7 protein-coding genes are annotated in these 15,380 nt (G+C 50.2%); 6 read left to right on the top strand and 1 reads right to left on the bottom strand.

The window, feature by feature from the left end:
* The first annotated feature begins 187 nt into the window (after positions 1-187).
* The gene (locus A3842_RS30170) at positions 188-568 is read left to right on the top strand and encodes a hypothetical protein (RefSeq protein ID WP_074103766.1); all 381 of its coding nucleotides are present in this window, start codon (positions 188-190) and stop codon (positions 566-568) included.
* 138 nt (positions 569-706) lie between these two features.
* The gene (locus tag A3842_RS30175) at positions 707-1,414 is read left to right on the top strand and encodes a DNA alkylation repair protein (RefSeq protein ID WP_074103767.1); all 708 of its coding nucleotides are present in this window, start codon (positions 707-709) and stop codon (positions 1,412-1,414) included.
* A 257-nt stretch (positions 1,415-1,671) separates the two neighbouring features.
* On the opposite strand, the gene A3842_RS32790 is transcribed toward A3842_RS30175, so the two are convergent.
* Positions 1,672-1,842, bottom strand: coding sequence for a hypothetical protein (locus tag A3842_RS32790; RefSeq protein WP_178382438.1), 171 nt, complete (start codon positions 1,840-1,842; stop codon positions 1,672-1,674).
* A 575-nt stretch (positions 1,843-2,417) separates the two neighbouring features.
* Here A3842_RS32790 and A3842_RS30180 point away from each other — a divergent pair.
* From A3842_RS30180 to A3842_RS30195, 4 genes are all read left to right on the top strand, one after another.
* Positions 2,418-3,677, top strand: coding sequence for an ATP-binding protein (locus tag A3842_RS30180; protein WP_074103768.1), 1,260 nt, complete (start codon positions 2,418-2,420; stop codon positions 3,675-3,677).
* Positions 3,658-9,348 carry a HAMP domain-containing protein gene (locus A3842_RS30185; protein ID WP_256701935.1) on the top strand — a complete coding sequence of 1,897 codons (5,691 nt, stop codon included), beginning with the start codon at positions 3,658-3,660 and terminating at the stop codon, positions 9,346-9,348. Before A3842_RS30180 ends, A3842_RS30185 begins: the two co-directional genes overlap by 20 nt.
* Before the next feature lie 480 nt (positions 9,349-9,828).
* Positions 9,829-12,114, top strand: coding sequence for a beta propeller repeat protein (locus A3842_RS30190; protein WP_074103769.1), 2,286 nt, complete (start codon positions 9,829-9,831; stop codon positions 12,112-12,114).
* A gap of 150 nt (positions 12,115-12,264) precedes the next feature.
* A complete protein-coding gene (locus tag A3842_RS30195) occupies positions 12,265-15,252 on the top strand; it encodes a glycosyl hydrolase (protein WP_178382439.1) in 2,988 nt (995 codons plus the stop codon).
* Positions 15,253-15,380 lie beyond the last annotated feature (128 nt).

Consider the following 15,380-nt stretch of genomic DNA (forward strand, 5'->3'; position numbering starts at 1 on the left):
GTTTGCTCAGAATAAAAGCCTGGTTATACCAATGAAGACCAGTGAGTCTTACGTTAATGGAGGCTCACTGTCTTTTACAGCTTTGGATTACAGGAAATCTTTAGCAAAGGTTATTTCTTCTATTTACATATCGTTTATTTCGTACCTTGAGTGAATGAGACAAGGACAGAAATTGAGGGATTATGAGATGATGTTATACATTGCTCAGCGTTTTGAGAAGAAGCCAGAAGAGATGGACGCGATGAAAGAGAAAAGGCAGCCCGTGGTATCAAGAATTTCAGCGAATACAGATCAGGTCCTCCGGCTGCACCTTGAGATGGATTTCAGAAGGCTTGAAAGAATGTATTTCAAACAAGAACAAATCCAGGAACTGAAGAGGCATGCCAACAGTTCCCAGAAGCTAATCTCACTGCAGCAATTGGAGCGGCTGGAGACTACTACAAACAGCTGTATATCATCCATGCTCAAGCGGTTGTTTGAAGCAGGGTACGGGCAGGAACTCAAACGGCGGGGACTTGTACAGGAATACCAGACCACCGTTTCGGTCATTTTACATTCTAGTGTGTGATTGAATCGACACCGATGAAGCTATATCTGAAGGGATACGTAGCTTGCAGCAGGGAAACCCATACAGTACACTTTCTTTATCCGGTACGATCTAGGATCACTTGAGATGAGTATTCTGTGAAAAAGGAAGTGTTAAGGAATGAATGCAGAGATGGTTATGAAGGAGCTTGAAGCACTCGGCAAGGAACGGACCAAGAAAATATACAGCTCAAATGGAGCGCAGGAACCGCTTTTTGGCGTGGCTACCGGCGCGATAAAGCCTATTTTCAAGAAAACCAAAATCAATCAGCCTCTGGCTGAGCAGCTTTATGCCACAGGAAATTACGATGCGATGTATTTTGCGGGCATCATTGCCGACCCCAATGCCATGACGGAAGCCGACTATGAACGGTGGATGGATGCGGCTTATTTTTATATGTTGTCTGATTATGTAGTTGCAGTAACCTTGGCAGAAGCGGATATTGCTCAAGAAGTTGCCGATAAATGGATCGCGAGCGGGGAAGAGCTTAGAATGTCAGCGGGCTGGAGTTGTTATTGCTGGCTACTCGGCAACCGGCCGGACGAAGAATTTGCCGACAGCAAAATTGCCGGTATGCTTGAGCTCGTGAAAAATACGATTCATGATTCTCCGGAACGCACCAAATACGCGATGAACAACTTTTTATACACAGTGGCGGTATCCTATTCCCCTCTCCATGATAAGGCATTCGAGACCGCAAAGACTGTAGGCCAGGTAGAAGTCAATAAGGATAAGGCAAACAGCAAGTTTCTTCACGCTTACGAAAATATTCAAAAGGCAGTCGAAAAAGGTAGGGTTGGTTTTAAACGCAAACATGTAAGATGTTGACGGTGATTAGAGTTAATAACTCCGTCAGGGTCTTTCGCTTATTTTACGTTTATCGTAGCTTGACTGGTAACCTGCAGCAACGCTATGAATGATATCGCTAACTTAACGAAGCCTGACTCACTAACTGGTGAATGTCAGGCTTTTTAATAAGTAACAGCTTGCGAATTGCCTTCCAAAATAATCAGTAGAACCGAATCCGACGCCTAATGAAATCGTAATGGCTTTATGCATGTATGAGGAAGCCACTCGAATTAGGCTCATGCGCTCTTCTTGCGTATGCTAGTAAGTTCAAAAGCCTCTTTAGGAATTCCCATTTCATGAGCCTTCTTCTTTTTAATTACCATGGCCTGTTGTAAGCTTGTGGCTTGAAATTCAATTGTGGTGCCAAGCGGCTCCTCAAATGCATAGTAACTTTTTTTATTGGACATTACTTGTGCCTCCTCATCGTATTCTCGAATAATTTTGCCAAAGGGCATAAGTATATTATCTTGGCTGTTTCCCAGATAGGGCATATCACTTGAATAGTGTGCGTCTCATCTCAAAGAACTATGCACGAAAGACATCCAGGCTTTGATTCAATTCAATTGAATTGTATTGATTCCATTAAGTCTACTATCACGATCGATATATGTAATAGCTGATGACGTACCATCTTTATTCAGAGCTGAGTTTTTCCGTAGTTCATGACTGATGTCTTGTTGGTATTACCAAGGCAATCAGCAGTACAAAACCGAGAGTCTTTTCTTATAGTACCGCGATCCGGAAGTCGCCAAGATGATGGGCAATTGGAGAGTCGAGCTGTAAACCTTGACCGAGCCGCAAGGCCATTAGCGTTTATCCTCATCTATTAACAAAGGACAGGGCAAGTGCTCCCTGTCCTTTGTCAGTTCATAAGGGTGCTTGCGGAATCTGAGTTTCACCCTTTAAAGATACGGGTATATAACCTATGTTTTTGAAATATAACACGAGAAGAGATTCCAGAAGTTGGAAGGTGAGGAGAGCCATGAATTTTCCAGTCAACATCCTGCTCGTAGACGGTCACCCGGAAAACCTGATTGCCATTGAGGCAATTCTTAGCGGAGAACCCTATCGTTTGGTTCGCGCATATTCCGGGATGGAAGCTTTGCGGTGTTTATTGGAAGAGGAATTTGCTGTTATTGTCATGGATGTGCACATGCCGGAAATGGACGGGTTTGAGACCGCCAGTATCATCCGTACCCGGGAGAAAAACAAATACGTGCCAATCATTTTTATGACGGTCACCAGTAATACAATGGAGCATATCGTCCCCAGCTATTCCGTCGGTGCAGTGGATTATATGACGAAACCCGTTATTCCGCAAATTTTCAAATCCAAAATTGAGGGTTACGTCAGCATGTATGAAGCTAACAAAGCCCTTCAGATACAAAGTGAAATGTTGCAGAAACAAACGAGGCAGATGAAAAAAACCAATCAGGCGCTCAGTAAGGCAAAGGAAGCTGCGGAAATCGCCTCCCGTGTGAAATCGGAATTTCTGGCCATGATGAGCCATGAAATCCGGACTCCACTGAATGGAATCATTGGCATGTCGGATCTGCTTCAGGCCTGCGATTTGCCGGAAGAATACGCTGAGATGGCAGGGATTATCCACAAAAGTGGCAATGCACTGCTCTCTGTCATTAACCATATCCTTGATTTTTCCAAAATCGAATCCGGAAAGATAGAGTTGGAGGAGGCACCCTTTTCCCTTCAGCACTGCCTGAATGAAACCATTGATTTGTTCACGGCTCAAACCAGAGAACGGAATCTGGAAATGATGTTAATGGTTGATCCATTAGTGCCATCTAACATAAAAGGGGATATGAACCGCCTGCGTCAGGTGCTGAATAATCTTGTAGGCAATGCAGTAAAGTTTACACCTGAAGGCAGTGTATACATAATGGTTAACAAGCTGGCGGAGACGGAAAGTTCGCTTACGCTTGAATTTATGATTAAAGATACCGGAATCGGTATCCCTCCGGACAAAATAAACGAACTGTTTCAGCCATTCTCCCAGCTCGATGCCTCAACCACACGGAAGTTCGGAGGCACGGGGCTTGGGTTATCGATCAGCAAATCGCTGGTCGAACTAATGGGCGGTACGATTTGGGTTGAACCGTCGAATGGACCTGGAGCAACGTTCATTTTTACGATTGAAGTCAAACCGCACTATTCAAAAATATATGATGCAAAAGGGGCAGGCTACCGTGAAGGATCAAAACCAAATGAACGAAAAAAACGATGATCAAATTGACGCCGGTGAACTGCTCAACGCCTTAATGGCAATGAAAAAAGGCAACTTCACCTATAGAATGCCCTATGACCGCACAGGTATAGCCGGTAAGGTAGCGGATACGTTTAATGAGATCATGGATATTCAGGAAGGACTAGTCTATGAAGTTCAGACCGTAGCCAAGGTTGTTGGTAAAGAAGGCAATCTGTCGAGAAGATTTGTGCAGAAAAATCTGGGGGGTTCATGGGAAACGATCACCAATTCGCTCAATGGGCTAGTCATTGATTTGATTCAACCGACGAGCGAGATGGTTCGGGTGATTAACGCCGTTGCCAAAGGCGATCTGTCCCAGAAAGTGGAACTGGAAATCGAAGGAAGACCGCTCACCGGGGAATTCCAGAGAACGGCAAGCAACATTAATATGATGGTGAATCAGCTCAGCACCTTTGCCTCTGAGGTTACTCGTGTGGCGCGTGAGGTCGGTACGGAAGGGATTTTAGGCGGACAGGCAGACGTTAAAGGTGTTTCGGGGACCTGGAAAGATCTTACGGATAGCGTGAATTACATGGCTACGAACCTCACCGATCAAGTGCGTAATATCGCGGCAGTAACAACGGCCGTAGCCAATGGGGATCTGTCGAAGCAAATCACAGTAAATGCACGGGGAGAAATCCTCGAACTGAAAAATACGATCAACACCATGGTGGACCAGCTCTCCATGTTCTCTTCAGAGGTTACCCGTGTGGCGCGTGAAGTCGGCACGGAGGGTAAGCTCGGCGGGCAGGCTGACGTTAAAGACGTATCCGGGACTTGGCGGGATTTGACCGAAAGCGTAAACTACATGGCGTCCAACCTGACCAACCAGGTGCGTAACATCGCGGTGGTTACAACAGCGGTTGCAAATGGCGACCTGTCGAAGAAGATAACTGCAGATGTGCAAGGCGAAATTCTGGAGCTCAAGAACACCATCAATACCATGGTGGATCAGTTGTCGACCTTCGCTTCCGAGGTAACCCGGATGGCGCGCGAGGTCGGTACGGAAGGGATACTCGGCGGGCAGGCGGATGTTAAGGGCGTATCCGGGACCTGGCGGGATTTGACCGAAAGCGTAAACTACATGGCGTCTAACCTGACCAACCAGGTGCGTAACATCGCTGAAGTGACAACCGCAGTGGCTAAGGGCGACTTATCGAAGACGATCACCGTGGATGCGAAGGGCGAGATCCTCCAATTGAAAAGCACCATTAACATCATGGTGGATCAGCTTAGCAACTTCGCCTCTGAGGTAACACGGGTGGCGCGCGAGGTTTCTACAGAAGGAATTCTGGGAGGCCAAGCGGATGTTAAAGGAGTATCCGGCACCTGGAAGGATTTAACGGATAGCGTTAACTTTATGGCCGGTACACTGACCGATCAGGTGCGTAATATCGCCGAAGTGACCACTGCGGTTGCGAAAGGTGACCTGTCCAAGCAGATCACGGTGAATGCGACGGGCGAAATTCTGGAGCTTAAAAACACCATTAACACCATGGTGGAGCAGCTCTCTACCTTTGCTTCCGAGGTTACGCGGGTGGCACGGGAGGTAGGAACCGAGGGGATGCTGGGCGGACAGGCCCAAGTGAAAGGTGTTGCCGGAACCTGGCGCGATTTGACCGAAAGCGTAAACTATATGGCTTCGAACTTGACCAACCAAGTGCGCAACATCGCCGTCGTGACGACGGCAGTAGCGAACGGCGATCTGTCCAAGAAAATCACAGCAGATGTGCAAGGAGAAATCCTGGAACTGAAGAATACGATCAACACGATGGTGGACCAGCTCTCGATGTTCTCCTCCGAAGTTACGCGGGTGGCCCGAGAGGTGGGTACGGATGGGAAACTGGGCGGACAAGCTCAGGTTAAGGGGGTCGGCGGGACCTGGAAAGACTTGACCGAAGGCGTTAATAACATGGCCCGGAATCTGACCGACCAGGTGCGGAATATCGCGGACGTCACGACGGCTGTCGCTAAGGGCGACCTATCCAAAAAAATCACCGTCGACGTAAAAGGAGAAATCCTGGAACTGAAGAATACGATCAACACGATGGTGGATCAGCTCTCGACCTTCGCCTCCGAGGTTACGCGTGTAGCCCGCGAGGTTGGCACGGATGGTAAACTTGGCGCGCAAGCAGAAGTAAAGGATGTCTCCGGTACGTGGAAAGATCTGACCGATACCGTTAACTACATGGCCAGCAATCTGACTATTCAGATGCGTAACATTGCTGGTGTTACAACGGCGGTAGCGAACGGAGACCTGTCCAAGAAAATTACTGTAGACGTAAAAGGCGAACTATTGGAACTAAAAAACACGATCAACACGATGGTGGATCAACTGAATTCATTCGCCTCCGAGGTTACACGGGTGGCCCGTGAGGTTGGTACGGACGGAAAGCTGGGCGGACAGGCCCAGGTTCGCGGCGTCGGCGGGATCTGGAAAGACCTCACCGATAACGTTAACATTATGGCGACCAACCTGACGGATCAGGTACGAGGAATCGCCAAGGTCGTGACTGCGGTTGCGAACGGCAACCTGAAACAAAAACTGACCGTGGAAGCCAAAGGCGAAATCGCCGAACTGACGGATACAATCAACAATATGATCGATACACTGGCGACCTTCGCCGACCAGGTGACCACCGTGGCCAGGGAGGTGGGCGCCGAAGGGAAACTGGGCGGACAAGCAAGTGTGCCTGGAGCAGCCGGTACTTGGCGTGACCTGACCGACAACGTTAACTACATGGCGAGTACGCTTACCACTCAGGTGCGTGCCATCACTAACGTCGCAACAGCGGTAACGAATGGCGATCTGTCACGTGCTATTGACGTATCTGCATCCGGAGAAGTCGCAACGCTCAAAGACAATATAAACGAAATGATCCGGAACCTGAAGGAAACAACCCGAATCAACACAGAGCAGGACTGGCTCAAGACCAATCTCGCCAAATTTTCACGGCTGCTTCAAGGACAAAGAGATTTGTATGCGGTCAGCCGCATGATCCTGTCCGAGCTGGCTCCGCTCGTGTCCATGCAGCATGGTGTTTTCTATATCAATGAACCCGTCGATGGTGAACCGGTCCTGAAGCTGTTTGCCAGCTATGCTTACCAGAGCCGCAAACATCTAGCGAACGAATTCCGCGCCGGGCAAGGGTTGGTAGGCCAGTGCCTAATCGAGAAGCAACGGATCCTGCTTACCAATGTGCCGGGTGACTATGTTGTGATATCGTCCGCTTTGGGAGAAGCGACGCCTCTCAACATCATTTTGCTGCCAATCATTTTTGAAGATCAAGTACTTGCGATTCTGGAACTCGCAACCTTTCGTCCTTACAGCGATATCGACATTGCATTCCTGGATCAGCTTACGGAATCCATCGGAATTGTGATTAACACCATGCAGGCGAACCAGCGTACGGAGGAGCTGCTGATCCAGTCGCAGTCCCTCACCGAAGAACTCCAAAAGCAGCAGATGGAGCTGCGGAATACCAATGACGAACTGGAGGATAAAGCAAAGCTGCTCGTGCTGCAGAAAGCGGAAGTGGAGAGTAAAAATCATGAGGTTGAAGTAGCCAAACGTTACCTGGAGGAGAAAGCGGAACAGCTTGCGCTCACGTCCAAGTACAAATCCGAATTTCTGGCTAACATGTCGCATGAACTTCGTACCCCTCTGAATTCCTTGCTGCTGCTCGCTGAACAGCTTGCCGAGAACCCGGATGACAATCTTCATGAGATTCAGGTGAAGTTCGCGAAGACCATTCAGGACTCCGGACTCGAATTGCTTAACCTTATTAATGATATTCTTGACCTGTCCAAAATCGAATCCGGTACCATAACGCCAGATTACAGTGAAGTATCTTTGGCGGAACTGACAGACGGGCTGGACCGAACCTTCCGTCATATGGTGGATGCCAAGAAGCTCGACTACCGGATCAAGGTTGATCCCGGGGTGCCGGCTAGTGTAATGACAGACTTTAAACGGCTTCAGCAAATTTTGAAAAACTTGCTCTCAAATGCCTTTAAGTTCACGGAACAAGGGCAGATCATGCTTCAGATCCGGAAAGCGGGCGAGGGCTGGCACCCGGATAATGAATCGCTGAACCGTGCCAAAACGGTCATTTGCTTTTCCGTAAGCGACACAGGGATCGGTATCCCCCATGAAAAACAGCAGATCATTTTCGAAGCTTTCCAGCAGGCCGACGGCAGTACGAATCGGGAATACGGCGGAACAGGCTTGGGCCTTGCGATATCACGTGAGATTTCCGAAATGCTAGGCGGTGAAATCACCCTGTACAGTGAAGTGGGCAAGGGGAGCGTATTTAATCTGTACCTTCCAACGGAAGCGGAATTCACAGAACTGGAGCCGAAAAAGACACATGTTCCGGAGGTGATCGATATCACCCCGCCGAAACGCAGAAGCAGTCTGGTTAAAGCAGAGGAAGACGCTTTGATGGATGACAGGGATCATATTGAGCCGGGAGACCGTGTATTCCTGATTATCGAGGATGACCAGAAATTCAATGAAATCATTCTCGATCTTCTCCGCAAAAGAGGCATCAAAGCTGTCATTTCAGCCAGCGGCTATGATGCCCTCGAACTCGTTCATAAGTATCTTCCGATTGCGATTACGCTGGACTTGCACCTTGGCGGGGATTCCAACGGTTGGCTCGTATTGGAGCAGTTGAAGAGCGATATCGATGTGCGGCATATTCCGATTTGCGTCATGACCGTCGATGAAGATGAGTTGCTCCTGCTGCAAAAGGGGGTTCACGATTACTTCCGGAAACCGGTGACGAACGAGGAACTCGAGAATGCCCTTGATCGTTTGAACCAATTTGCGGACCATAAGGGCCGCAACCTGCTGGTGGCCATCCATGATGAGCAAGAGCGTAAGCAAATTGTCGAACTGCTAAGCAGTCAGAATCTCAAGCTCACGGCAGTGGATACGGGGCGCAAAGCTTTGAACCAGATCAACACCAAAGATTACGACTGTGTAGTGCTGGACAATAACTTGCCGGATATGAATCTCATCCGCCTAGTCCGTGACATGTACAAGAACGCCAAAAACAAAAGGGTTCCCGTCGTAGCCCGCCTGAGCAAGAAGTTGACGTCAGAGGAGGAGAAGGAGTGGGATGAGCTCTTTAAAATGGCGGTTATCAAAGAGGTGAAGTCGAATATCCAGTTGATTGACGAAACGACGCTCTTTTTGCACCTCAAAGCGGAGGAACTGCCGTCCGGTTTAAGGGACAAGCTGGTTAAACGATATAATTCCGATGAAATGATTGAGTATAAGAAAGTGCTTGTTGTGGATGATGACATCCGAAACATTTTTGCACTTACCTCCATCTTGGAACGCCATCATATGAAAGTCATTCCTGCAGAGAACGGCCAGGATGCTATCCATCTCCTGGAACAGACACCTGACATCGATATCGTGCTAATGGATATTATGATGCCGGGAATGGACGGTTACGAAACGACCCGCGCGATCCGGCAGAACGTGAAATTCAAGCACCTTCCTATTCTTGCACTTACGGCGAAAGCCATGAAGGGAGACCGGGAGCTGTGCCTTGAAGCAGGCTGCTCGGATTATATCACCAAACCGGTCAACAGCGCGCAGTTGTTATCTATGATGCGTACATGGTTAGACAAGTGACCCCTTCTAAGTTCTAGATTCAAGTGGAAACAGCTTCGCAGGAGATATGTAAGCTGTTTGGGTGGAAGCTCCGCGAACGGACCGTGGTCCAATCTCTGATGTCCCCAGATTTTATTTATTCTCCTTAGCGTTGAAAATCCGGGGACAAAGGCGACCGCTGCCGCTTTTACGCAGGTCGTTCCGTCCTCTCGCTGGAGGAGGATATTCAGAACATCACCTCGTTCGTATCGTCAATGCCTACAATCTATTGAAGCGAGCAGCCATGAACCAAAGACATAGAGCAGCGTCCTCCGATGACGAGGAGCGCTGCTCTATTGAATTTTATGCTTATAAAATTGAAGGTGGCCTGTCTCTGCTCGCAGAAAATCCACTTTTGAGCCCCCCATTTTCCATCTTCCTTGCTCAGCAATAGATTTCGTTGCTCGCAGGGATGCACGTAAATCCAGCCTGAAGGTAAGCTTAAGTAGGAGGCAAGGAAGAATGGAGGTAAGGGATGTGGAAGGGAATTCATTCAAACCGGAGCAAACCTGGTCACCGGCTGCGCTGGGCGGGGGCGGCTATATTACAGGGCTGATTCAGCATCCCGCAAAAAGCGGTGTGTTGTACGCCCGCTGCGATGTGGCGGGAGTCTTCGCCAGCATTGACGGCGGCTTCCGCTGGGAAGCCCGGAATGCCGGACTCACTAAGGCGTATCACCACCAGGTGCAGAGCTTTGCCATTAGTCCGCATCACCCGGAGGTGCTGTTCCGCTGCTCGGGGGAAGTGCGAAGCCGCAAATTTCACGGCTCGGTTCACAAATCAGACGATGACGGACACACCTGGAGAGAGGTTTGTACAGGCATGGGTTTTTACGGCAATGGGCCGACCCGGATGTACGGTGAAATTATCGCGGTAGATCCTCATCACCCGGGAATTGTAGCTGCCGGGGGCTACACGGGCGGTTTATGGATCAGCAGGGATGAAGGGGAGTCCTGGAAGCAGTCTTCGCTGCCGGAGGAGCGGTTTGGCTGCGTCGCCTTCCATCCCGGTATACCGGGATTACTGTATGCTGGAACCATAAGCGATGAAGATCTCAATATGGATTATGTCGAGACAGACGGCGGCGGGGTGTTGGGACTGCTTCAGGACCCGCCCCGTGGCAAGGCTGGCAGGCTGTATGCCAGCACCGACCTCGGTGAATCCTGGGTGCTGCTGCATGAAGGCCCAAGCTTTGCCGAGCTTGCCTGCGATATCCGGGATCCGCAGCACCTGCGTGCTGCCTGCATCTGGAATGGCATCCTCCACAGTCAGAATGGCGGGCAGACCTGGCAGCCGGACATGACAGGGCTGCTCCAGGATGGGCATAGATACGGTACAGTTGTACAGGATATCCATCACCCGCAGCTGTGGTATACAGCCCCGGATGCCCGGCCTCACATGCAGACCGTTCCGCCGATTCCACTGTATGTATCCGGTCTAGACAGCGGCGTCACTGAACCATGGAAGCTCCTCCGGCAGCATAAGGATGAGAATTTGAGCGGATTTCCAGCCTATATGGATCACTTCGGCAGTGGTTCACGTGCGGAGGCTACGGGATGGGCCATATCCAAAATTCTCGTTGACCGCTTTATTGAAGAACGCCTCTATCTGACGAATTGGTACGGAGTTGCAGTTAGTACAGATAGAGGAAGGACATGGCGCGCTGCACAGTTTCAGGGGCTGGAAACGACCTGCATGGAAGCCGTCACCTCCGCCTGGGAGCAGCCGGGCAAGTTCTGTGTTACGATGGCTGACCACCCTCCGAAGGTTACTGAGGATGGCGGCAAAAGCTTTTGGAATCTTCCGGGTCTACCCGGTTATTCAGGAAGTACTGCAGCTGTAATACCGCGAACATCCCGTCAGAGTTATCTCTACGGACTAGTTGGTCAGGGGCGGACTGCATGTATTGCGCTCAGCCGTGACAACGGAGAGACTGCTTCAGCTGTACTTACATTGGGTCCGGGTCTGTTTGTGCAGGCTTTGCAGGAGGACGGAGTGAATGCAGACACCTTTTATGCGTATATGGATGGAGCAATTGCATCGGGGGCTGGAATCTACCGCTCTACGGATAGTGGAATGACCTGGGAGCAAACTGCTTTTCGCCCTCCTGCATACATGACGGAAATACCGCATATGAAGAACTGGATTGAAGCCGATTTGTTGTCTGTAGTTGTCTATCAGGTCAAGAATGCCTGCGGGACCAATCAGCTGCTGGCGGCAAACCCCTTACAAGAAGGCCGGGTACTGGTGGGTGAATGGACCGAAGGGATCTGGGAATCACGCGATAGCGGTGACAACTGGGTATCCATTGGAGCAGGTCTGCCTTTTAAGCGAAGAGGTCCGGGCTCTGTATTGAACGCTGTAGCTTATTCTCCAAGTTACCCGGATACGATATATGCCGGCTTCATTACAGAAGGCTTATGGCGCAGCACGAATGGAGGCCAGTGCTGGAGCAAGCTATATCCTGCTGAAGTGGATGGGGTCTTGAATGTATCCGCTCTGACTCTAGGAATTGGTGACCATGAAGAGGATCTGATAATCGTTGCCTGTGAACCGATGGTTATGAATGGTACAGACTCTCAAGTGTTGTGCAGCAGGGATGGCGGTGAGAGCTGGGAGGCTTGGAATCAGACAGAGCTGGGGGCGGTTCGCTGGAAAGGAATTGCCCTTGATCGTGTAGGAAAACAGGTGCTCGGCGTCTCCTGCGGTAATGGTGCCTACCGTGTACTCCTGAAGGACAAAATATAATTCGGCACAAAAACCGGACATCGTTGCTGCAGCATAGTTTTCGTTGCTGTAGTACCTTGTTGAGTTTTGTGGAAAACGCTTACATTGGAGATGCCGGACGACATTATAGTCGTAATTTCACCGGCTAATGTGAGTGGAGGCCTGATTAAAGTGGTACCACGTATGAGGGGGAAATGGTTCCATGGTTGGCTGGCCGTAGTTCTGATCTTTGCTTCATTACTCGTCCCAAGTGTCCCGGTGCTGGGAGCTGGCGAGAATTTGCTGGGTAATCCCGGGTTTGAGTCGGGAGATACGCTGTGGGAGAAATGGGGAAGTCCGGTGGTGACAACCGCCGAGAAGCACGGTGGCGCAAAAAGTCTTCTGGTTAAGCGCAGTACAGGTGGGGCATCAGCGTCAGTCGCAGTCCAGCAGGGGAAAACCTACCGGGTTGGATTATGGGTTAAGTTTGCTGCTGCCGGGGTCACGAATGCAACGATGGATATGGACATTTTCGGCACGCAGCAATCGAAGGAACAGCTGCATTTCTCGGGTTCTACGGAATGGGAATACCGGCAGCTCCTGTATACACCCGGGCCAGGTGTGCAATATATCCGCTTGTCGTTCTGGAACGGTACAAGTAAGGATTATTATATCGACGACGCTGTCATTCGGGAGAATGTGGATATTGAACGCCCAACGACTCCGGGTGTATGGCAGGCCCAGCATGACTCCAAAGCGCTGAAGCTAACCTGGACGGGGTCCACGGATGATATGGGAGTTGATTCCTACCAGATTTTTTACAAAAAAACAGATGCTGCTGAATGGAATACTGCGGCTGTCCCTCAACAGGAATCTGTTAACCAGTACACGTATACCCTCAATAATTTGGATCCTTTTTCAGTGTATGCAATTATGCTGCGGGCCAAGGATGTCGCGGGCAATACCTCCGATGCCGTGATGGGATTAGAGGCTACGCCGGGATTTAATCAGGTACCCAATGGAGGTCTGGAGTCTGGACACATCTTTCCATGGTATAGAACAGGGACTGTACAAACGACAACTTATGATCCCTATTCCGGAATGTATGCGCTGAAGCTGAAGAATCTATCCACAGTCAAAACGCCATTACTCCCCGCTAATAGCAACGCTTCTTATCTGGTTTCGTTTTGGAGCAAATTCAATACGCTACTGCCGGGGCCATTCACAGTAACACTGGATGTATATCAAGGTTTCTCTGTAAAATCCTATCCGTTCTATACTAACGCCACAGCAGCATGGTCCCGTTCGGAGCAGCAGATTCAGACCGGCAACGGATTGGCTGGCCTGCAGCTGCGGGGCGCGAATTGGAGCGGCGGAGATATGTACCTGGATCAAGTTTTTATCGGCAAGATGCCTGTAATTCCGACTAACCTTAGTCCAACTGCACCTGCGGGTTTCAAGGCTGGAACCATAGACGGGGTATCTGCAGAGCTGGAATGGGCAGCCTCCACAGGACCCTTTGGAGTGAGAGAATATAAGCTGCTATACAAAAAAGCGGCCGACACCGAGTGGAGCAGCCTGACGGTTCCTTATGTTTCCGGGCAATCACTGTATGCTTACAAGCTGGAAGGACTGTCGCCTGAGAGTCTGTATGACATTGAGGTTAAAGCGGTTAGTGAAGGGACCGCAATCTCTGCCCCGAGCACGCTTCAGGTGACCACCGGCAGGATGGTCCCGGTCAACCCGAACGCTAGCGTTGAAGCGACAGCATTGCTCGACCGGCTCTATGCAACGGTGGGGAAAGCCGTCTACACGGGCCAACATAATTATTACGAAGAGCCCGCGAAATGGTACGACACGGCAGCAGAGCTGACCGGTTATTATCCGGCATTATGGGGTTCGGATTTCGCCTATTATATCGGGGGAGACATAGGCGAGCTGCGCCAATCCATGATTGACGAGGCCGTTCTTCAGGGTAAGGCAGGAACCATGGTGACTCTAACCTATCACCAGACCCGGCCTATGGACCCGGCTACCTCCGGCTGGGAAAGTGTCACGGGTGAGGTGACAGAAGCCCAAATGACAGAGATTGTCACTCCCGGCACCGCACTGTACAACCAGTGGGCTGCCCAGGTGGATGAGATCGCGGGATATTTGGAGCAGCTGCAGGATGAAGGTATTCCTGTATTATGGCGTCCATATCACGAGATGAATGCTGAATTTTTCTGGTGGGGTGCAAGACCGGAGCTGTTCAGGCAGCTATGGCACAACATGTACGACCGCTTAACGAATCTTCATGGTCTGAATAATCTGATCTGGGTGTGGAGTCCGAATGCGGAGAGCTCCTGGGCATACGATTCAACCCCCTATTATCCCGGCCACGATGTGGTAGATGTGTTGGCCATGGACATCTACAACAACGATTACCGTGACACTTATTACAACAAGCTTCTGAAGCTCAGCGGCGGCCGGCCTATTGCTATCGGGGAAAATGGTGAGCTGCCGGATATGCAGATGCTTCGGGAAAAGCAGTCAAGATATGTGTATTTCATGACTTGGTCCCAGTATTTAACCGACAAAAATTCGATTAGCGGTATTCAAGCGCTCTACAGTGATCCGCGGGCGCTCAACAACGGAGAGACCGGAAATGGCCCGTTTATTCCGCCTCCGGTGGACTCCTATCTGATCGATGATTTCGAATCCTATGGTGGCTCGAATGGAAGCCTGCGCTCCAAATGGCAGCGCAATGTCTCAGGCAATGCTGCAACTGTAACACTGGATACGTATCAGCTGAACAGCGGAAGCTATGGGCTTAAGCTGGATTATACGGTTGGCAATCCTGGCTATGCAGGTGTCTACCGCAGCATGGGCAAGGAATGGCCGGGCATGGGAGCGATCTCCTTCTGGCTCCAGCCGGATGGCTCGAACCGCCAGCTGGCGGTTCAGTTTCATGAGACGAACGGCGAAGTCTGGGAAGCAGGAATCAAGATTGAAGGCACCGAGCCAAGGCTTGTAACCATTCCGTTTACGGACTTCGCAAGGCCCGGCTGGTCAACCGGCGGCAACGGGGTCATTGATTTGGGCTCCATTAAAGAGTTCGCCTTCTATGTAGCCCAGGGCAGTGGTACCCAGGGCAGCGGGACGATCTACTTTGACGATGTGAAGGCCATTAAGCTCTAATCTGCTCATCATTGCTGAACCACACATTTCGTTGACCACGGTACTGGTTCCTCCCTTCCGAACTGCATAAGATTAAGGTGTAGAGCAAAGAAACAGGAAGGATGACTAACGTGGAAATCGAACGAAAG

It is taken from the genome of Paenibacillus sp. P3E (assembly GCF_001909045.1).
GTDB classification, from domain to species: Bacteria; Bacillota; Bacilli; order Paenibacillales; family Paenibacillaceae; genus Paenibacillus_AQ; species Paenibacillus_AQ helianthi.